We start from the raw sequence: 21542 nt of genomic DNA, 5'->3' as shown, positions 1-21542 counted from the left end.
GGATCGGTGATGGCCGGATCATTGGCCAACGCTTTTATGTGTTCGGCCGCGTTGAGCAGTTCGATGGCCCGGGCCCAGTGGTAGGCCTGAATATAATGCACAGGCCTGGCCCCGAAGGTGGCGTGGAACTTTTCAAAGGCCTCATGGGCCAGAGGCGTGTCCATACCGCTGGCGACATTGAAGCGGGCCAGGGGACCGACACAATACATGTTGGTGCCTTCACCTTCCACAATGCCCTTCCACCCGCCGAGTTTCTTCTGGTAGGGGAATTTGAGGTAGGACCACGGCTGGACCCGCTCCGAGATAAAATCGAGGTATTCCTTACCCTGGAACCTCCCGATCTCTTCCCCATTCACCCCGACGACCTTCTGGGTCCCGTCATAATAGGTGATCCTGTCCCGGTCGTCCACGCTGCCCATGTAATTCACGGGAATCTTGTACATGTCCCCGGTGACCAGATCCATGTACTTTCCGTTCTTGAGGACCACATCGTCGAAGATCTTCAGGGTCAGCTGACCGAAATCGATGAGTTCGTCGGCCCAGGTATCGATCTGTTTGCGTTCTTCCTCGGTGAGCCGTTTGGACCAGCCGCCGGGCAGCGCTGCAACAGGATGGTTGGGCTTGCCGCCCAGCATTTCGAAGATCTTCACGGCCAGGCCACGTTTCTTGAGCACGTCACGGCCGATCTCGGCCCCCACCTTGCCGATGAGTCCGATAATGTTCCGCTCGGCCGGTGATGCCTCGGGTCCCACCACGAAATCGGGGAAGCCCAGGGCATAAAGAATGACCGCATGGTCCTCGATATAATGGGCGTTGAAAAACATCTCACGCAGCTTGCGGCCCGTGGGGGTGGGCTCGACCCCGAAAACCTGGTCCGAAGCCTTCATGGACGCGGTGAAATGCACCCCACGGCACACCCCGCAGATGGTGGAAACCGTACGGGGGACCTCTTCGAGAGGCATACCCTGCAGGAATTTCTCATAGCCGCGGAACTCGACCACCTGAAAGAAGGCGTCGTCCACGTTGCCCGCATCGTCAAGGAATATGGCGATCTTGCCATGTCCTTCCAATCGGGTGATGGGATTTATCTCTATTTTTTTCACGCAAATCCTCCTCAGCGATTCACTGAGTGCATTACATTATGAAATGGAAAGATCTCAAAAATTTCAGAAAAAAGAGACCCAACGGTAATCTCTCAAATTTCTAAAATCTCTTAAATTTCTTAAATCTCTCAAATTTCTTAAATCTCTCAAATTTCTTTACACCTTGCTCTTGAGCCGGCTGGCCGGGAGCGAATATCTGTACACGAGCTTGGAAAGGGTGGGGAATTTTTCCATCAACCCGTCCACGGCCTCTTCGCTGCCCAGAATGGACCCGATGGCACTGACGGCCTTGGCCCCGTAATCAGTGATCCCGGGAATGGGTCCGCCGCAGCCGCGGCAGGGCATGTTCACGTTCAGGCAGGATGCCCCGCAGTCTCCCTGGGTGATGGGTCCCAGGCAGAGATAGCCGTGCTGGAGCAGACACCCCTTTTCCTCGGGTTTGCCGTCCACGGTGCGTTTGACGTGCTCCACGGGAACGCGTTCCATATTCTCGTTGGCAGGGTTGCGCTCGCACACGTCGCAGACCGCCTTGCCGCTGGTGAGCCAGGAGCCCTTGGGAGGCAGATTGCCGGAAACGATCATCTCCACGGCCTTGGCCACGAAGTCATGATGCGGGGGGCAGCCGCCCACAAAATAATCCACATCCACCAGATCCTGGATGGTTCTGACCTTGTCCTGGAAGGCGGGAAGGGTCAGGTTGTACTTCCCGTCCAGGAGATATTCGGGCTGAGGGTAGACATCCTCGGGGTTTTCCGTGCTGAAGGTATCCTTGTAGGCCTGCTGGAACAGCTCCCCTGTGGGATGGACATTGGCCATGCCGGGAATGCCGCCCAGAGCCGCGCAGGCACCAAAGGCCACGAGGATCTTGGATTTGGCCCGCAGGACCTTGACCATATGCTCGTGTTCGCTCAAGCGGACCATGCCGTCCACAAAGGCCAGGTCGATGGAATTATCCTCCATGGCCTCGAGATCCTTATACTTCACGTCGGCCACAGTGGGGGCCCAAAAAACCACCTCGAGGTGCTCGAGGGTGTCGAGAAGTTTTTCGGAAAGGTCGACCAGGGCCATCTCACACCCGGCACATCCCCCAGTGAGCAGAAAACCGAATTTAATCTTGTCCGCCATATTATTTCCCCCCCTTGACCGGATTGGGCCCGAGCTTCTGGAGCTGTTCCGTATACTCGGTCATGACCTCGGCAAACTTCTTGCCTTCGGCACCGGAAATCCATTCCCAGCGGAACCGTTCCTTTTCAAACCCGAATTCCTGGATCAGCTTACTGATGAGTTTCATCCGCCGATCGGTCTTGTAGTTGCCTTCCTTGTAATGACAGTCGCCGAAATGACACCCGCCGATAAACACGCCGTCTGCCCCTCGAGACAGGGCATCCAGCACATATTCAGGTTCCACGCGGCCCGAGCAGGGGACCTTGATGAGCTTGACCGTGGGCGGATACTTGCAGCGCAGGTTCCCGGCCAGGTCAGCGCCCGCATAGGTGCACCACTGACAGGCAAATCCGACAATGTTCGGACTGAATTCCATTACTGAACCTCCTCTTGAACCTTGCGGTTGTCGCTTAGAATCTCGGCGATGATGGCATCACGCGGGGTTTCGCTGATGACCGCCACTTCCTTGGGATCGAAGCCCATGACCAGGGCCAGGAGCTGGGTGTAGTAGAAAACCGGAATCTCGTAATCGATGAGTCCCCGTTCCCTGAAAATCTTCTGGGCGCCGTCCATCTGCATATAGCACGAGGAACAGGTGGTCACGATCATGTCCGGATCGGCTTCTTCCTTGATGGAGTCGAACTTGCGTTTGAGCAGATCGAAAGATTTCTCCTGATCCGTGCTCCGCATGGCCCCCATGCCGCAGCAGTCGGAAAGGCGGCTGTAGTCCACCACGTCCGCACCCAACGCCTGGCACAGATCCACCAGCTGCGTGGGAAAGAAGGGATTCTCCTCTTTGACCTCCATCACATCCGTGGGCCACAGGACATGACAGCCCGGCTGCACGGCGATCCTGAGTCCTTCCAGGGAATATTTCAGCTTGGAGGCGATGGCTTCGGTTCCGACCATGTCATGGAGAACATGGGCCACATGAAAGACCCTGGAGGTTCCCGCATAGGTCCTGCCGATGGATTCCAGCCTCTTGTTCACAACGTCCTTTTTGCCGGGCTTGTGATCCATCATGTGCTTGGCTTCGCTGAGCACTCCAAAGCAGCTGTTGCATCCGGTCATCACGTCCACGCCTTTTTCCTCACCCAGGATGATGTTCCTGGAAGAGATGGCCAGCCAGGTGTCCAGGTCAAAGGACGGTGCCGTGCCCCAGGCCGGACAGCAGGTGGCTCCCTGCAGGTCGACCGGCTCGACACCCAGAACGGGCAGCACCTTGCGCATGGACTGCTCGATGTCCGGGGCCTTGAAGGGAATGTTGCATCCCAGATAAAGTCCGTATTTTTGCATGTTCCATTGCTCCTTGTTCTTAAAAGATGCCCAGATCGGCCATGGGGCTTTCGTTCAGCAGGGTCTGGATTTCCTTGTGGGCAGCCTCGTCTTTCAATGCAGTGGGCGGCACAGGATCGAGCCCCACCTTTTCCCGGTTGGCAGCCGTGGCATCCGTGGTCACGGCGTGCCCGGTCTCGAACAGACTCATCTGGGGGCCGAAGGCCGAGGCGGAAATGGCCAGCTCACCGGCCTGGTATCTGCGGTAGGCAAAGACCACTTCCTGGGGGCGGACTCCCTGGGGGCAGACTTCGGTGCACCGGTTGCACGACTGGCAGCCCCAGGTGGAGACCTCTTCGACGGTCTCTTCGAGCTGACCGTTCAAAATCTTGCGGATGAGCAGCCGGCAGAGAACAGGAAACCCGGCCTTGACCCCGGGGCATACTGCGGAGCAGGCCCCGCACTGGACGCAGTTCCTGATCCCGTCTCCACCCAGATCCACAATGGTCTGGACGGATTCCTTGATCTTGTCTTGATCTATCTTGATGGCAGGCATGAATGATCTCCTCTAGGCGGTGAGTGCCGCGATCTGCGAGAATATCTGATCCTCGGTATAGCCGTGCAGGACGATGGCGTCTGACGGACAGGCCGCCGTACATACGCCGCACCCGTGGCACTGGGTGATATCGATCTGGGCCCTGGGACGGTCGCCATAGGGCTTGAGTGTTATGGCACCGTAGGGACACAGGGGAACACAGATGCCGCACCCGCTGCATTTTTCCGGATGGACCTCGGAAATGATGGGTTCGATCTTCACCCTGCCCTGGGCAAGCGGCACCGCTGCTGCGGCTGCCGCGCCCTTGGCCTGGGAAACCGTATCCGGGATATCCTTGGGTCCCTGACAGCACCCGGCCACAAACAGCCCTTCCACCGAGGTCTCCACCGGACCGAGCTTGGGATGCAGCTCACGGAAAAAGTGGGCCCCGCAGAACTGCAGACCGGTCACCTGCGCCACATTTCTGGCATCGGGATTACTCTCGATGGCCGTGGCCAGAACGACCAGGTCGGACTCGTATTCCAGGGGAGTACCGCCTTCCATATCGTAGGCCAGGACCCTGAGCTTGTCGTCGGGCAGCATTTCCACGCCGCCGACCTTGCCCTTGAAGATGTTGATCCCCATCTTGCGGGCGCCCACATAGTATTCGTCATAATCCTTGCCCGCGCAGCGCACGTCGATGAAGTGCATGTTGATGTCCAGACCGGGATACTTTTCCTTGAGGAGTCTGGCCTGCTTGATCATGTACATGCAGCAGACACGGGAGCAGTAGGTGTGATGGCGCTCATCCCGGGATCCCACGCAGGAAACAAAGGTCAGGGTCTTGGGCTTGACCTGGTCCGAAGGCCGCAGCAGCTTGCCGCCCGTGGGTCCGGTGGCCGAAATGATCCGCTCCAGCTGCAGGGCGGTGATCACATTGGGGGACTGGGGCGCGTATTCCTTGAAATGTTCCTTTTCCATGACCTTGTATCCCGTGGCCACCACAATGGTTCCGATCTTCAGCTCGAGAAGTTCACCCTCGGGATCCAGGGAGAGGGAACGGTTGATGGCGTCGGCCGGACAGGCCTTTTCGCAGGGAGCGAGCATGGGCTCACCGGTTTTTTTGCTGATCCTGGGCTCGGTCCCGAGCTTGCGGCCCGCGCAGTTGATGCAATGCTCCATGTCGATGACCGCTTTCTTGGGAACGGCCTGGGGGAAATGGATATAGGCGGCACCGCGATCGTTGAGACCGCAGTTGAACTCATCGGGAACCTTGGCCGGGCAGGCCCCGGCGCAGGCACCACACCCCGTGCACTTGTTCCAGTCGATGTAGCTCTGCTTCCGGCGGACCTTGACCGTGAAGTTACCGATATACCCGTCCACCGACTCCACTTCGGAATAGGTCAGCAGTTCGATGTTGGGATGGTTGCCGGCATCCACCATGACCGGCGTGAGGATACATGCCGAGCAGTCATTGGTGGGAAAGGTCTTGTCCAGCTGGGCCATGACGCCCCCGATGGAGGGCTCTTTTTCCACGAGATAGGTTTTGTATCCCATACCCCCCAGTTCCAGAGCGGCGAATATACCGCCCACCCCGCCGCCGATGACCAGTGCCGTGGGCTCCACATCCATGTATTTATCTTCAAGGGGATTGAGATGGGTAGCCTTGGCCACGGCACTGGCCACGATCTTCTTGGCCTTTTCCGTGGCACCGGCATGGTCCTGGCCATGGACCCAGGAATCCTGGTCCCTGATATTGGCCATCTCGAACAGATACTTGTTCATGCCGGCGGCTTCGCAGGCAGCCCTGAAAATGGGCTCGTGGGTACGCGGCGTGCATGCGGCCACGACCACCCGGTCCACCAGACCGTCCCTGATATCCTGCTTAATCATTTCCTGACCCGTATCCGAACACATGAACAGACTGCGCCGGGCAAGGGCCACCTCGGGAAGGGTCTCGGCAAAGGCGCGAACCGCCTCTACATCCACCACCCCGGCGATGTTCGTGCCGCAATGACACACATACACCCCGATTTTTGCCATTGATTCCTCCTTTGTGCTAAAGAGTTGCATCATGCTGTCTGACACAGCACGGTCATATACGTTACGCTTTGATTTCCCTGTGGTTCAAACCGCAAGAAAGGAAATACAGAGCGATTTCGCCTTGCAACAGAATCTTACAACAAACACCCGTAATAAATATTCGATGCATAAAAAAAAGAAAATATGTCACCAACACTCGAGATGGAGCACTACTTTTTTTTACTTGCGAGATAGAGACCCAAACAGAAATATTGTCAAATAGATTTTATTATCTCTATCAAAAGAAAAATATTCAGAAATACGATACATACATCTCTTCTATATATCCTTTTTTAGTGCATTCAAAATATCTATACTGTCCAAAGCCGTTCCGGGATCCCAAAATCGCTCCATGGATAAGGTTTGCAAACGACGCTCTTTGGGCTATTTGACGGCCCATGAACAACGAACGATTCACACATCAGATCGATTTTCTTCTGGAATTGGACAAGCTCAAGGATATCAGGCGGCAATCGCGGATCATGCCCAGTCTGCGGCGGGAGAATTCGGCCGAGCACAGCTGGCATATCGCCATGATGGCCCTGGTACTGGGGCGGGATTACGGGGAGGACGTGGATCTTTCCCGGGTGGTGACCATGCTTCTACTCCACGATATCGTCGAGATCGACGCCGGGGACACCTATGCCTATGACCACGAGGGATACGAGGACAAGGAAGATCGGGAACAGGAGGCGGCCGCTCGGATTTTCGGCCTGCTTCCCGAGGATCAGGGCGGGGCCCTCCGGGGGGCCTGGGATGAATTCGAGCAGGGCCGGACCCCGGAGGCGAGATTCGCCCACTCCATGGACCGGCTCATGCCCCTGCTGCACAATTACTATTCAGACGGGGCCACCTGGAAAACCCATGGAACACGCAAGAGCCAGGTCCAAAAACGGATGGCAAAGATACAGGAAGCATCCCCCGAACTCTGGGAGTTTGCCGAAAGCCTGATCGACAAGGCGGTGAGTCGGGGCATTCTGAAGGAGGGGTGAGGGAGGACAGATTTAAGGGAAAAAGGCGGTTTTAGGTTTTATGTTTTACGTTTTAAGCGTCTGCGCATAACGATCTATAACGACAATCCCCAAACCCCAATCTTTCCCAAATTCGTTTTTCTTCGCGTTCTTCGCGGTTAAAATTGTAGGGGCGGATTCCATATCCGCCCTTATGGATTCCATATCCGCCCTTATGGATTCCATATCCGCCCCAGGGTTCAATTTTTAGCCCAGGATACCATATCCGCCATGGATACCACATTCGAAAACAGGACAAAAACGGGTTCTGGTAGGGCAGAGAGGGGTTCTGGGTTTTGGGTTTTGGTAAATGACGGGAATGGGTTCTGGGCGCATAAAAGGGCGGATATGGAATCCGCCCCTACGGGAACATTTCGGACGACAGTGCATCATTGCACATAGTCTTTCATTCAAGGAGGCTACAGATATGAGCAAGGAAAAAATCGGATGGATCGGAACAGGCGTCATGGGCGGATCCATGTGCACCCATCTCATGGAAGCCGGCTACCCCATGCGGGTGTACAACCGGACCCGGGAGAAGGCTGCTTCACTCATCGAACAGGGAGCGACCTGGTGCGACTCCCCGGCAGAACTGGCCCGGGAATGCGATATCGTCTTCTCCATCGTGGGCTTTCCCGAAGATGTGGAAAGCGTGATTCTGGGTGGAAACGGTGCCCTGTCGACTCTCCCCGAAGGTGGGATCCTCGTGGACATGACCACATCAAGGCCCTCCCTGGCCACGACCATCCATGCCGAAGCGGCCAAGCGGAACATCGCCGCCCTGGACGCCCCTGTTTCCGGCGGCGACCTGGGTGCGCGCCAGGGAACCCTGGCCATTATGGTCGGCGGTGACCGGGCCGTCTTCGACCGCGTCGAACCCCTGTTCCACATCATGGGCAAAACTATCGCCCTCATGGGCGGGCCCGGATGCGGCCAGCACACCAAGATGACCAACCAGATCCTCATCGCCGGAACCATGATCGGCGTGGTGGAATCCCTGTTCTACGCCCAGAAGGCCGGCATGGACATGGACGCGGTCATCGATGTGATCGGCAGCGGCGCGGCATCCTCATGGTCCATCAATAACCTGGGCCGCAGGATTGCCAAGCAGGATTTCGAACCCGGATTTTTCATCAGACATTTCATCAAGGACATGGGCATCGCCCTGGACGAATGCCGGACCATGGGGATCGAACTCCCCGGTCTCTCACTCGTGAACGGGTTCTACGAGGAGGCGGCGGCCCAGGGGCTGGAACGCAAGGGCACCCAGGCGCTGTTCAAGGTTATCGAGGGGATGCAGAAAAAATAAAAAATTTTGTAACTATTCGGACACAATAGCCCGATCCTGTTTTGTCCCTTCCGGAAACGCCGCGCGTCCGCTCGGCAATGCGTGTACGAACCGGCAGGAAACAGGGAGAATGGTACCATCGGACTCAACCATGACGATATACCCCTCGGCATTGTCCGGAAGGCCGAGCAGACGCGCGGCCTTCCCAGGAAAAGCCACAGCCTCATACCGAGTTATCGTGCTGAATAGGTACTAAATTTTAGAAATTTGAGAGAGTTAAGAAATTTAGGAAAGCGAGGCAATTTGAGAGGTTTTGAGAGTTGAGAGATCTTGTGAGTTGAGAGCGTTGTGGAAGTTTAGGGAGTTATAATTTCAGGGATTTTAGAAAATGAGAAAATTACCAGGAGGGACGGATTGGAGAATTTTGGGGATTATCCGAAGACAGCATCCGCCCCTCCAATTTCTCAAATTTCTTAAATCTTTTAAATAAAATAATTACAAGGAGATACAATGGAAATCACCCCCGACATCATGACATCCTTCATGACCCTGGCCCAGGAACATCCCGAGGAATTGGCCAGGGTCGTAGCCATCGTTCAGGCCCAGGGTGAACCCCTGGACAAGCTTTTCGAAACGGTCAACAGCATTTATGACGATTTCGGACTGCAATCACAATAACAACCTGCGCATAACTACCCATAATAACACGACATAAAACCCGTACAAGGGGCGATGCACGGATCGCCCCTTTTTGCAGCCCCCACTAACAGGTAAACCACAAGGAGGCCCCCCATGGCTCAAGACAGATCCGCGGATATCGCCCAGACCTTCCGGGACATCAACCGGACCCGAAGAGGTATCTATAAGAAGTACCAGGATTTTTCCAAGCAGATCAAAAAGAGCTCATCCCTGGACGACAAGGTCCAGCACCTGATCCTGCTTTCCAATGCCATCATCTCCCAATGCGACATGTGCATTGCCCTCCACGTCCAGGGAGCAGCGACCAGCGGGGCGACCAAGGACGAGATCATCGATGCGGCCTGGCTGGCAGTGGCCATGGGGGGGAGTCCCAAGATGATGTACCTGCGCTATGTGTACGACGAAATCGCGGCTATCTTCGAGGAAGACGAATAACACCAACCCACACGCCAAAAAATGTTTTTACACCCCCTCCCGGGGGGGGGCTGCAAAAACGGGCGGATATGTTGGGAAATGGGTAGATATGGGATCTGGCCCTGCGGATATGCTGGAAAAATGAGCGGATATTTCAGTTTGTGTTCTGTTATCTGTTTGCTGTTCTTTTTACGGCCTGCTCACCTTCCCGCCTTCAAGATCCCAAACCTTCGCCGGGATGACGGCAAAAAGAGAAATCCGATTCCACAAGTGACAACTTTTTTTCAGGACTCAGCAAAAAGGCCCGGCAACCATGTGGTTGCCGGGCCTTTTTCATCGGGTTTCGCTCGCTTGCCGTCTACCAGGCCGGTATGGGCTCCTGGGGTTCGGTGAGCAGGAATTGCCCTTTTTCTATCCATTCCTTGAGCCGGGTGGCCACCTCCATGGATTTGGTGAAACTGGTCACCGGTATGGTCGGGACCTGCTTGCCGTTCAGGTCAATGGAACCACTCTTGAGCTCGTCAAAAGTCACGTGTTTGAGTATGTTTCCATTGGCACGGGGATAGTCGTACCCATAATCCATGATCGGCATATGGATGTCCTCGTCACCGACCCCGGTAAACCAGGCCATCTCCTCGTTCAAAATGGGGATGGGGATACCCAGGGCCACGGCCATGGAAACGCCGTAACCGACAATGCTCACCCCGCGCAAAAAACCCGGCTCCATCTGCTTGAGGTCCCCTTTGACCATGAGGGTGCCCGAGCCGGTCATCGGAAGTCCCCGCTCGTTCCGCGCGGGATCGGGAACATGCTGGGTGCCCGGACCGAGAACATACCCGATGCCGCCCCCCAAAAAGATTTTGGTCCCCAGGCCGATGGTCCGGAAATAGGGATCGTTGAACAAAGGGCTCAAACCCCCAGCGGTGGCAAAATTGGCGTTACCGAATCGCGATTTGAGCGGACCCATGTAGGTATATTTGATCCTGTCCGTGCTGTTCACCGCACAATTGTAGTTCTGGTAGCCGTTACGCGGATTGAGCATGATGGCGTCGCGCAGATCTTTGAGGGTTATGTCCCGCTCCAAACGGTTACGGGGATAACAATCCGTGCCGTAGGCCTCGGCCTTGAGATGCACGGTCTTTCCCCTGACCAGATCTTCGATGACATGGGCCCCACCATACTTGAAGGTTCCCGGATAGACCTTGTTCAGGGGATCATCTTCACAGGCCTCCGTAGCCCCGAGATAGGAATCCACGGCCGCCAAACCGGCCATACACGGGACCCCGTTGAGCCAGACCTTGGAGGTCTTGATGGTCGGGGGACGTTGGCCGATATTGAAAAACATGCCGGACGAACACATGGGCGAGAAAGTCCCGGTGGTAACGACATCAACCTTTTTTGCGGCCTTGACCTTGCCTTCGGTCCGCACTAGTTTCGTCATTTCTTGCGCGTCCAAAACAACGGCTTTGCCGGTTTTGATTTTTTCGTTGATCTGCGCGATCGTCCTGGTAACTTCGTGCCCTTTTCCCATGCTTCCTCCTTGTAATCGACAACGGTGGTGTGCTCTTAGCGCAATCTGCCGGCACGGGCAAATTTTTGTTTTCAACCCTATTTCTTGTATGTCGTGGTGATCGTTTCGTGAAAAGACAGGAACTCCGTGAGGTGCTCAAACAACAATTCTCCGAAGAAAACCTTGGGCAATGGTTCGATCCTCTGGAGATATCATTTGACCACTCTGTGTTGGAGATCATCTTTCCCCATGTCTATTTCATGAACATGTTTCTTTCCGAGTATAAATCATGTCTTGAAGAGGCTGTTTCACAATGCTTTGATCAAGAAATGCAACTCAATTACGGCATACACAAAAAAAACAACCAGCACGTTACGATTACAAACAATATAGTCCCACACGGCAGTAAGAAGTCCCCCACGCAACGGATCGATTTTGATTCATTTCTGGTCAATCATAAAAATTACTTCCCCCTCGCTTCTGCACGGGAAATCGTCGAGCAGCACGATATTGCCTACAACCCCTTTGTCCTCTACGGTCAGAGCGGATCAGGGAAAACCCACCTTTGCAAGGCCATTGCCAATGGGTTGGAACAAGCCGACGGGAAACAAAATATTTTCTATGGAACGTTTTCCGACCTACATAAAAAATTGGAAGCCGCCCCGGCCCCTTCGAGCCCTGCAGGCCAATCCTTCAGCCAGATCAGCGCCCTTGTCATCGACGACTTCCAGGAAATGGAGTCCTTTCCCGATTGTCAGGCCCGCTTCCTCTCTCTTTTCAACACCTTCCACGAGGACGGCAAACAGATCGTGCTGGCCACAAACCAGCGGGTGCAGGGAATGGATTTCCTGGACCCCGGGCTCAGATCCCGGCTTGAATGGGGATTGATAGTCACCCTCAAACGGCCCGACCTGGATGTCCGCCTCCAATTCATCCACAAGGTATGCCGGCAGCGGAACATAGAATTAAACGCCGAACAGACACTCACGCTGGCCCAGCACTTTTCAGACTTCCGCAGTCTCCAGGGCTGTCTGCTCAAAATCATGGCCTTCCAGAATCTGATTTCCCCGAACATGGCCCATGAGGATTTCATCAATATCGTCCAGGGACTGGAAAACAATTCCAGCACAGAGCTCACCCACGAAATGATTCTTGCAGCGGTTGCAGACCATACGGGTATCCAGCACTCGGATATCCTCTCAACCAGGCGACAGCAACATATCGTTCTCGCACGCCAAACAGCCATGTACCTGTGCCGAAAACTCCTCCAATATTCCTATCCCCAGATCGGAAACATTTTCGGGGGCAAGGATCACAGTACGGTCATCTATGCGTGCCGGAAAATCTCTTCCCTCAAAAACAAGAATACCGACATTAAACGCCAGCTCCATGTGCTGACCAAAAAATGCCGCGAGTCCCAACAGACCGAGGGATTCCACTGAGTCAGCCAGGCGCGGTCCGACACAACCGGACGGGGACCACCCCCGGTTCCGTCACCTATGCACAGCGTGAGTTGTAAGATGCCAATGTCCACGAACACAAGGAGTTTGTCATGAAATGTCAGGCACTCAAAGAAGATATCGTCGAAGGCGTTCAGCAGGCCGCATCCATCATTCCTCTCAAAACCGGGACCGCCTTTCTACGGACCATCTGGCTGGAAACCCGAGAGAACGCCATCAGGATCATGTCCACTGATTCGAACATAGAATTTACCGGGACCTACCCGGCCCATATCGACGAGCCGGGGCGTGTCGGGATCCACGGCAAAAAATTCAGCGACCTGATCCGCAAACTTCCTCCGGGACAACTGACCTTTGAGGCAAAGACCGGGGATGCCAATATCATGGTCTATCATGGGAAGAAAAAGTACAAGCTTCCGATCAACAATCCCTCATGGTTCCAGGAATTCGAGCCCTTTCCCGAAGAAAACATGTCCACCTGGTCTGGAGAACTCCTGCAAGACGTCATCGACAGGATCTCCTTTTGCATCAACAGCGAGGAAGATACCGGGGCCATGAACTGTATCAAATTCACTCCGCTGGAAAACGATACGATCGAAGTCTGCGGAATGAATGGACACCAGTTCGGCCTCCTGACATTCAAGGTGCCCGATATCCATGCCGCCCTGGGTGAAAACGGCATCCTGATCTCCAAGGGTGATCTGAGCGAAATCGGCAAGTGGCTCAAACCCGAGGATGTCCATGTCAGCTTGACGGATAAACGGATGTTCCTGCGTTCGGCCCGTGGGCAAGAAACCATGTGCGTTCCCCGACGGACCTATGAATTCCCCAATTACAACAACTTCATCTCCAGCTACGAGGATACCTACCGCTGTAGCCTGGAGGTGGACAAATACGAATTCACGGACGCCTTGGAACGTATCCTGTTGTTCAATACCGACGCAAACCGGTCCACATATTTCCATTTCGGCCCGTCCGAATTGGTCCTTACCTGTCACGGCCAAGAGTACGGTGAGGGGTCAGAGGTTATTGCGGCCAACTTCCAGGGCGACCTGGAGATGATAGCCATCCCGACCAAGATCCTCCTCGAAATCATGTCCCACTTCACATCGAACAAGATAACCCTCCGGTTGGCCGGTCCCCTGGAACCCTGCAAGATTACCGGACCTGACGATCCCGGGTACTTTGTCATCACCATGCCCGTCGAGATCACCGAGGACACCTATTATACCGAAGAAGAGAGCGCCTAGACAGGTTCCCTCTTCCCCTCTATGATGATTTTTTTCACACAGACCTTTCATAGGGACCACACGAACCCATCGAGCGACAGAGTATGAGCACACCAAACAACGCAAAGGATTACAACGCCGGAAGCATCACCATCCTGGAAGGACTGTCGGCCGTCCGCAAGCGTCCAGCCATGTATATCGGCAGCACGGATACCCATGGGCTGCACCATCTGGTCTACGAGGTCATCGACAACTCCATCGACGAGGCCATGGCCGGGTTTTGCGACCGTATCAAGGTCCGGATCCACCTGGACAACAGCGTGACCATCTCGGACAATGGCCGGGGTATTCCTGTAGACATCCACCCCAAAGAGAAAATCCCGGCCGTCCAGGTTGTCATGACCGTACTGCATGCGGGCGGAAAATTCGACAATGATAGCTACAAGGTTTCTGGTGGATTACACGGTGTGGGGGTCTCCGTCGTCAATGCCCTTTCCGAGGAACTGGAAGTGACCATCCACCGCAACGGCCAGAAGTACAGGCAACGATACGAACAGGGCTTACCGGTTTCCGAAGTCAAAACGGTGGGGGAAACAGACAGAACCGGAACGACCATCAGGTTCAGACCCGACGAGGAAATCTTCGAGGATCTGAACTTTTATTACGATGTTCTCGCCAAACGATTCCAGGAATTGGCCTACCTGAACAAGGGCATTGCCATCGAGTTCACGGACGAGAAGACCCAGACCAAACAGACCTTCCACGATGAGGGGGGGATCATCTCCTTTGTCCGTGAAACCAACGAGACCAGAGGATTCCACCCAATCGTCTATGGCAAGGGTGAAGTGGAAAACGTGTTCGTGGAATTCGCCCTGCAGTACTCCACGGGGTACAAGGAGAACATGTTCACCTTTGCCAATAATATCAGGACCAGGGAAGGGGGAACCCATTTACAGGGGTTCCGCTCCGCCCTGACCAGGGCCATCAATACCTATATCCAGAACACCGATCTGCCGAAAAAATTCAAGGAGAAACTCTCCGGAGACGACGTCCGCGAAGGGCTGACCACGGTGATCAATGTCCGCATCCCTGAGCCACAGTTCGAGGGCCAAACAAAGACCAAGCTGGGCAACAGCGAGGTGGTCGGCTATGTGGCCGGCATCGTGTACGAACAATTGTCCACCTTTCTTGCGGAACATCCCAAGGAGAGCAAAAACATACTGGAAAAGGTCGTGGATGCCTCCCGGGCGCGGCAGGCCGCCCGCAGGGCGCGGGAAATGGTCCGACGCAAGGGGGCCCTTGGCGACCATTCCCTTCCGGGCAAACTGGCCGACTGTCAGAGCAAGAAGCCCGAAGAGAGCGAGGTATTCATTGTCGAGGGCGATTCGGCCGGAGGGTCGGCCAAACAGGGTCGAAATTCCAAATTCCAGGCCATCCTCCCGTTGCGGGGCAAGATCCTGAATGTGGAAAAAACCCGTTTCGACAAGATGCTCCAAAACAAAGAAATCAAGGCGTTGATCACCGCCATGGGGGCGGGTATCGGGGAAGACATCATCAACCTGGACAAACTCAGATACCACAAGATCATCATCATGACCGATGCCGACGTGGACGGGGCCCATATCAGGACCCTCCTTCTGACCTTCTTTTTCAGACAATACCATGAGTTGATCGAAAAGGGCCACGTGTACATAGCCCAGCCCCCCCTATACAGGGTCAGCAAGGGCAAATTCGAACAATACATCACCTACGAAGAGGAAATGGACCAGTTCCTCATCGATCGGATCAGTGCCCACGAATCCGTGGGCACCGAACAGGGATCGATCCTTCAGGGGGAATCCCTGAAGGAACTGCTGACCACCATCACCAAGATCAGAGACAATATCACGGATATTGCCAATATCGGGATCGATGTGGATCTTTCCTGCCACCTCTTCGGATTTGGATCCAAGCTCTCGCCGGACAGCTTCCACAATGGGGAGGTCGCCCAGCTCACCGAGTACATGGACGGACTGAACTATACTCTCGAGGTATCCGAAGAAATCCTTGACGATGAAACCGACGAAGACCCGCGTATCTTCCTCCACTTTATCGACAGCAACGGGCATATCATCCGTATCGGAGCGGAGTTCTTCAACTCCAAACTCTACAAAAAAACCTACAGCCTGTTCTCGTCTTTGCAAGAGATAAGCCCCGGGTTGACATTCACCCTGCATGCCACCGCACAAAACGAAGAAGAGAAGATCACCGCCAAGAATCCCTTCGAGCTCCTGAGCATGATCATGGAAGAGGCCAAAAAGGGATTGCACATCCAGAGATACAAGGGGCTGGGTGAAATGAATCCGGAGCAGCTTTGGGAAACGACAATGGACCCGGAATCCCGGAGCCTCCTTAAAGTGACCATAGCGGACACTGCCGAGGCCGACGAGCTCTTTGTCAAGCTCATGGGAGACAAGGTCGAACCCAGGCGCGAATTCATCGTCAAGAATGCCCTGTCCGTGACTGATCTCGACATCTGATACCCCCCTGTCCGGTCCGGAGACACCAAGCGCATTATGCAAGCGAGGAAATTGTGTTAAACGATGTCAGTATAGAACAAGAAATCAAAAAATCCTACCTGGAATATTCCCTGAGTGTCATTGTCGGTCGGGCCATTCCCGACATACGCGATGGCCTCAAACCTGTGCACCGCAGAATCCTCTATGCCATGCACGAACTGGGGAACGCATATAACCGACCATACAAGAAATCCGCCCGAGTCGTCGGTGATGTCATCGGTAAGTACCATCCCCACGGAGACTCCGCTGTGTACGACGCTCTGGTCCGCATGGCCCAGGATTTCAACATGCGTGATCCGTTGGTGGACGGACAGGGAAACTTTGGGTCCATTGACGGCGACTCCCCTGCGGCCATGCGTTACACCGAGGCTCGGATGTCCCGTTTGGCCGGAGAGTTCCTCTCGGACATCGAAAAGAACACCGTGGACTTCCGGGCCAATTACGACAACAGCCTCAATGAACCCGAGGTCCTGCCCACCAAGGTTCCCAACCTGTTGATCAATGGGTCTTCGGGCATCGCGGTCGGCATGGCCACGAACATCCCCCCCCACAACCTCCAAGAGATCGTTGACGGGGTTCTCCTGCTCCTTGACGCCCCGGACAGCCGGATCAGTGACCTGACCCGATTGGTCAAGGCCCCTGATTTTCCCACTGGGGGATTGATCTACGGACGCGCAGGTATCTCCGAGGCATACAAGACCGGGCGGGGGAGCGTGAAAATCCGGGCCCGGATCAAGGTGGAAGAGAGGACAAAAAACCTCCAGTCCATCGTGGTTACAGAAATACCCTACGCCCTGAACAAATCCAAACTTCTGGAAAAAATCGCCATACTGGTCAACGACAACAAGATCGAGGGGATCAGCGACCTGCGGGACGAATCCAATCTCAAAGGCATCCGCATCGTCATCGACCTGAAAAAAAACGTCTATCCGGACGTGATCATCAACCAACTCTACAAATATACCTCCCTGCAAACCAGTTTTGGGATCAACATGCTCGCCGTGGTCAACAACCGCCCACAGCTCCTGAATCTCAAGCAGATCCTTGAAAGTTTTATCGAGTTCCGCCGGGAGGTGATCATCCGCCGGTCCAAATTCGACCTGAGCAAGGCCGAACACCGGGCCCACATTCTTGAAGGATTACGCATTGCCCTGGACAATATCGATGAGGTCGTGTCCATCATCCGGTCCTCGAAAACACCAGCCGATGCCAAACAGCGCCTTTCGGAACGGTTCCGGCTTTCAGACATCCAGAGCCAGGCAATCCTGGACATGCGGTTACAAAGGCTGACCAACCTGGAACGAGAAAAACTCATCGCCGAGCACGTCGAACTTCTCAAACGTATCGAATATTTGCGGAGCGTCATCGAAAACCCAGAGGTACTCAAGGGAGTCATTCGGGAAGAGTTGACCTCGCTGAAAGAAACCTTTGGGACACCTCGGCGATCGGAGATCATGGTCCATGATCCGGACAGCATCGATATCGAGGATATCGTTCCTGACGACGATGTGGTCATCACGCTGTCGGTCAACGGGTATATCAAACGGACCGGACTGCACAACTACCAGCAGCAAAAACGCGGGGGCGTCGGCATTGCGGGGGCATTCTCCTCGGACAAGGATTACATCTCTCAGCTGTTGACCACGAGCAACCACCAGTTCCTGAATCTTTTCACGAACAAGGGACGCATGTTCCAACTCAAGGTACACGAGATCCCCGAGGGGGGACGCACGGCCAAAGGAATCCATATGGCCAATCTGCTCTCCCTTGGAGAGAACGAACATGTGACCACGGCCATGAGCTACCGGGAGTTTCCCGAAGATACCTTCTTCCTCTTTGTCACAAGGAAGGGAATCGTCAAACGCACGGCCATGGAGCTCTACAAAAATGTCCGGAGTCAGGGACTCATAGCCGTCAATCTCAAAGAGGGTGACGAGCTCCTCGCGGTCAGGGAGATCTGCGCAGAGGAAGAGATCATTTTAGTGACCAAAAACGGCTTCTCCATCCGTTTTTCTTGTTCGGAAATCAGGGCGGTGGGCCGCAACGCAGCGGGGGTCAAGGGGATCACACTCAGATCAGGAGACAGCGTCGTCGCCGTGGTCATCCTGTCCCAAGGCGGTAAACACAATCTCTTGACCATCGCTGAAAACGGATTCGGCAAAAGGACCCATACCGACCAATTCCGTATCCAGTCACGTGGGGGGAAGGGGATCATCAACATGCGCATCACCCCCAAGACCGGACCAGTAGTCAGCGCCCTCATGGTCGACGACAATGACGAGGCCATCCTTCTGACCTCGGCAAACAAGATCATCCGCATCGGTATCAAGGATATTTCCCTGGTCGGGAGGGCCACCCAAGGGGTCCGGCTGGTCCGCATGGGAGATGAGCAACGGCTGATATGCTGCGATCTCGTTATCCGCGACGTGGAAACAAAGGGATTAACAGGAATAGACGTGTAGCCATAACGCTACAAAAACATCGCGAGGGAACAACCGGTTTGCTGCACAAACCGGTTGTTCCCTTTTTCATTTTGGTCCTATTTCTTGGATGCCGCCCAAAACCGGGTTTCCCCGGGCGAGTACGCCAAGGAAGGGCAGAGGCTCGAAGCCGAGTTCAAGATTTGCTCCCCGGACACACTATGTCGCCCCCATCGATATCTCCGCGTCTCCTTCCCCCTTTCCCCGTGACCAACCAATCCACAGAAAAACCGGTTTCAAGACCCACCCCCATCATCCAGTCCGCAGGGATCTTCTGATTTTTGATGGCGTTGGAGATGGATGTCGGGCTGACACCCAAAAATGCCGCAAGATCCTTGTTCGTGGTCGTCCCCGTTGCCTGCTTGAGACGTTCAAGAACCTGGCCCGGCCTTCTGAGATCCCCAAGGTGTGAGATGTCCCGAACGGCCACGTAGATCCTGCCCTCGGGAAAATAGGCGTCACTGTACACCCCGCGAACCTCCATCAGGGCATATTCCCTGGATGTCCGCCTGACACGGAATTCACCCTGATGCGGGGTCTTGGTTTGGACAATCCGCTTGATGAACCCCTGGGCACGTTCCAGATCCTGGGGGTGGATAATCTCGAAAACGATTTTCAGATCCAGATGACGGTAGCGATCGCTGTCCACAGGCGCGGCACCCGGACGGAGCACCCGTCCACGCCTGCGGATGATCCGGCATTGGGTATCGAGAACGAACACGGCCCCATTGGTCGAACCTATTTCATCCAAATAATCGTTTTCCTTTGCCACCTGTGGAGAAATATCCTGATAGATCCCGAGCAGCCCGATGACCTCCCTGTGGGTGTCGTCAAAAATGGGCGTATGGATAGCCCGGTACCAGACCCCGGGATTCTGGAAATGGGAAAGCATGGGGATGATGATTTCCCTGCGCTGCTCGAAAACCGTTGTCGCCGTCTGGATGACGGACCGTCCCTTGGACTCGGGCATGAAATCGAAAACCGTCCTGCCGGTGAGGTGGTCCTGGGACCGGACCCCGATAAAGCTGCAGTAGGCATCGTTGGCGCAGACGATGGAATGGTCGTATCCGGCAACCCAGGCGATGTCCGGCAAGGCATCGATGATCTTGCTGAAATCATGGATAAGCTTGCGGGTATAGGTCACTTCGCGTTGGACAAAATACCCGGCTACCACAGGCCTTCCCTGTCTGCTCACAATATGGGAATTGAATTTGAAGGTTCTTGGGGTCCCATCCTTGCAGCGCAATGTAACCTGGTCATTGACGATTTCTCCATCGCCCTTGAGACGACGCATGATCCGCCGCTTATCCCCCGGATTGAAATAGAAATCCGAGGTATTCATGGCCATGACCTCGCGACGCGTGTATCCGCACATGGCGCAAATGCCCGGGTGTATATCGATGATCTCTCCATCCATGCCGATGAAATAGTTCATTTCCTCCTTGTACTCGAGATTCTCCCCCAGATTCCGGTCCGGCCTGCCCAGAGCCAGAACAAAATTTTCCCGACCGTCCCGGGTGTACACCTCCTGAACCCGCCAATGGACAAAGGTCGGCACGCCCTGTTTTTCCCCGGCCCCCTTGAATTTAAACCGATAGTCCCCCAAATGGGTACCGTTAAAAAGCCGGGCCACGATCTCCCTGGCCCGGTCCACTTCCCCGGGATCAAGGAATCCATAGATCGACCTCCCGACCCCCTGCCCGGGTTCGACCCCGTACAGGGAACTCAGGGGGGGATTGATGTACAAGAGTGTTCCTTGCCGGTCGAAAATGAGCCCGCAGTCACTGCTCCGGGCCAGGGCTTCGGTGTAAAAGGAAAAGGCATCCATGGGATTTTGGGTGATGGGTGATGGAGAATATTCCTACTGCGCGAGTTTCTCCTTATTTCACCATCCGTGAAAGGATCAAGCATTTATTCATTAAAAATGAAAATTTTATTCAAAAGAATTCATTGAATTTAAATTTTTTTATGATACTGAGTGCTTTTATTTTTCGCGCATATCCCACCAAGGAGTTGATAATGATCCGTACATGGAAAATATGGATGGCAGTGGTTCTTCTCATACTCACGGCACCTGCCCTGGCCGGAGCCGCCGGATACGGCATTTACGAATGGGGCGCCCGGGGCCAGGGGCTCGGCGGCGCCATGACTGCGCGGGGGGATGACCCCTCGACCGTGGTCTACAATCCCGCCGGCATGACCCAACTACCGGGCACGCACGTCAGCGCGGGTACGACCATCATTCGGCCTTCAGGGACGGTCAGCCCGGATGACAGTTCCCTTCCGGGCGGCGAGGGCGTGGACAACACCTGGTTCATTCCCAATGCCTATTTCACCACCCAGCTTGGGGAACGATACTGGTTCGGCGTGGGACTCTACTCACGCGCGGGCCTGGGCACGGAATACCGCAGTGACGAGGACTGGTTCGGACGGTACAGCTCCTTGTACGCCGGGATCAAGCAGATCTCCCTGACCCCGAACATGGCCATAAAGCTGACAGATAGCCTGTCCATGGGCGTTGGGGTGGAGGTGGCCTATATTGAAGTAAATTTGCAGACAATGATCGATGCGGCCAATCCCAAAAAACCAAATACCAACACCTATAATAACGACGTCAAACAGAAGCTCACCGGCGGCGACCCTGGCTACGGTTTCAATCTGGCATTTCATTACAGGCCTCTTGACTGGCTAGCCTTTGGCGCCTCTTATCGCAGCAAGATAGAAGTCAAAATGAA

The 21542-nt window shown here is 54.8% G+C and carries 18 protein-coding genes; 9 read left to right on the top strand and 9 right to left on the bottom strand.

Features of this window, described 5'->3' with window-relative positions:
- From ACY692_RS10345 to ACY692_RS10320, 6 genes are all read right to left on the bottom strand, one after another.
- Nucleotides 1–1103, bottom strand: a 1103-nt coding sequence (locus ACY692_RS10345) for a Ni/Fe hydrogenase subunit alpha (protein ID WP_462325287.1), incomplete at its 3' end; no start/stop codon positions are given.
- A gap of 156 nt (nucleotides 1104–1259) precedes the next feature.
- A complete protein-coding gene (locus ACY692_RS10340; protein ID WP_462325286.1) occupies nucleotides 1260–2228 on the bottom strand; it encodes an NADH-quinone oxidoreductase subunit B family protein in 969 nt (322 codons plus the stop codon).
- 1 nt (nucleotide 2229) lies between these two features.
- On the bottom strand, nucleotides 2230–2643 hold the full coding sequence (locus ACY692_RS10335; RefSeq protein ID WP_462325285.1) for a hydrogenase iron-sulfur subunit: 414 nt from the start codon (nucleotides 2641–2643) through the stop codon (nucleotides 2230–2232).
- Nucleotides 2643–3563, bottom strand: coding sequence for a CoB--CoM heterodisulfide reductase iron-sulfur subunit B family protein (locus ACY692_RS10330; protein ID WP_462325284.1), 921 nt, complete (start codon nucleotides 3561–3563; stop codon nucleotides 2643–2645). Before ACY692_RS10330 ends, ACY692_RS10335 begins: the two co-directional genes overlap by 1 nt.
- 19 nt (nucleotides 3564–3582) lie before the next feature.
- The gene (locus ACY692_RS10325; RefSeq protein ID WP_462325283.1) at nucleotides 3583–4098 is read right to left on the bottom strand and encodes a 4Fe-4S dicluster domain-containing protein; all 516 of its coding nucleotides are present in this window, start codon (nucleotides 4096–4098) and stop codon (nucleotides 3583–3585) included.
- A 12-nt stretch (nucleotides 4099–4110) separates the two neighbouring features.
- Nucleotides 4111–6120: a 4Fe-4S binding protein gene (locus ACY692_RS10320; protein WP_462325282.1), complete on the bottom strand. Its 2010-nt coding sequence runs from the start codon at nucleotides 6118–6120 to the stop codon at nucleotides 4111–4113.
- A gap of 437 nt (nucleotides 6121–6557) precedes the next feature.
- Between ACY692_RS10320 and ACY692_RS10315 the strand changes: the two genes are divergently transcribed.
- The gene (locus tag ACY692_RS10315; protein ID WP_462325281.1) at nucleotides 6558–7151 is read left to right on the top strand and encodes an HD domain-containing protein; all 594 of its coding nucleotides are present in this window, start codon (nucleotides 6558–6560) and stop codon (nucleotides 7149–7151) included.
- A 328-nt stretch (nucleotides 7152–7479) separates the two neighbouring features.
- Nucleotides 7480–8478, top strand: a complete 999-nt coding sequence (locus ACY692_RS10310) for an NAD(P)-dependent oxidoreductase (RefSeq protein ID WP_462325280.1) — start codon at nucleotides 7480–7482, stop codon at nucleotides 8476–8478.
- A 12-nt stretch (nucleotides 8479–8490) separates the two neighbouring features.
- Here the strand turns inward: ACY692_RS10310 and ACY692_RS10305 are convergent, their stop codons facing one another.
- Nucleotides 8491–8676 carry a hypothetical protein gene (locus ACY692_RS10305; protein WP_462325279.1) on the bottom strand — a complete coding sequence of 62 codons (186 nt, stop codon included), beginning with the start codon at nucleotides 8674–8676 and terminating at the stop codon, nucleotides 8491–8493.
- Nucleotides 8677–8967: 291 nt separating this feature from the next.
- Here ACY692_RS10305 and ACY692_RS10300 point away from each other — a divergent pair, with 291 nt between their 5' ends.
- Nucleotides 8968–9135: a hypothetical protein gene (locus ACY692_RS10300; RefSeq protein WP_462325278.1), complete on the top strand. Its 168-nt coding sequence runs from the start codon at nucleotides 8968–8970 to the stop codon at nucleotides 9133–9135.
- A gap of 114 nt (nucleotides 9136–9249) precedes the next feature.
- Complete coding sequence (locus tag ACY692_RS10295; RefSeq protein ID WP_462325277.1) at nucleotides 9250–9591, top strand: carboxymuconolactone decarboxylase family protein; 342 nt, start codon at nucleotides 9250–9252, stop codon at nucleotides 9589–9591.
- A 337-nt stretch (nucleotides 9592–9928) separates the two neighbouring features.
- On the opposite strand, the gene ACY692_RS10290 is transcribed toward ACY692_RS10295, so the two are convergent.
- Nucleotides 9929–11101 carry a homocysteine biosynthesis protein gene (locus tag ACY692_RS10290; protein ID WP_462325276.1) on the bottom strand — a complete coding sequence of 391 codons (1173 nt, stop codon included), beginning with the start codon at nucleotides 11099–11101 and terminating at the stop codon, nucleotides 9929–9931.
- 107 nt (nucleotides 11102–11208) lie between these two features.
- On the opposite strand from ACY692_RS10290, the gene ACY692_RS10285 reads away from it, so the two are divergent.
- From ACY692_RS10285 to gyrA, 4 genes are all read left to right on the top strand, one after another.
- A complete protein-coding gene (locus ACY692_RS10285) occupies nucleotides 11209–12522 on the top strand; it encodes a helix-turn-helix domain-containing protein (RefSeq protein ID WP_462325275.1) in 1314 nt (437 codons plus the stop codon).
- Between the two features lie 110 nt (nucleotides 12523–12632).
- On the top strand, nucleotides 12633–13790 hold the full coding sequence (gene dnaN, locus ACY692_RS10280) for a DNA polymerase III subunit beta (protein WP_462325274.1): 1158 nt from the start codon (nucleotides 12633–12635) through the stop codon (nucleotides 13788–13790).
- Between the two features lie 83 nt (nucleotides 13791–13873).
- On the top strand, nucleotides 13874–16288 hold the full coding sequence (gene gyrB / locus ACY692_RS10275) for a DNA topoisomerase (ATP-hydrolyzing) subunit B (RefSeq protein WP_462325273.1): 2415 nt from the start codon (nucleotides 13874–13876) through the stop codon (nucleotides 16286–16288).
- Between the two features lie 53 nt (nucleotides 16289–16341).
- Nucleotides 16342–18789: a DNA gyrase subunit A gene (gyrA, locus tag ACY692_RS10270; protein ID WP_462325272.1), complete on the top strand. Its 2448-nt coding sequence runs from the start codon at nucleotides 16342–16344 to the stop codon at nucleotides 18787–18789.
- A gap of 154 nt (nucleotides 18790–18943) precedes the next feature.
- On the opposite strand, the gene ACY692_RS10265 is transcribed toward gyrA, so the two are convergent.
- The gene (locus ACY692_RS10265) at nucleotides 18944–20635 is read right to left on the bottom strand and encodes a PAS domain S-box protein (protein ID WP_462325271.1); all 1692 of its coding nucleotides are present in this window, start codon (nucleotides 20633–20635) and stop codon (nucleotides 18944–18946) included.
- A 191-nt stretch (nucleotides 20636–20826) separates the two neighbouring features.
- On the opposite strand from ACY692_RS10265, the gene ACY692_RS10260 reads away from it, so the two are divergent.
- Nucleotides 20827–21542 (top strand): OmpP1/FadL family transporter (locus ACY692_RS10260; RefSeq protein WP_462325270.1); only part of this gene is annotated, 716 nt, incomplete at its 3' end.

It is taken from the genome of Desulfoplanes sp. (assembly GCF_054921335.1).
The sequence above is the reverse complement of the archived record's forward strand: the minus strand, read 5'-3'. Positions and strand labels throughout refer to the sequence as shown.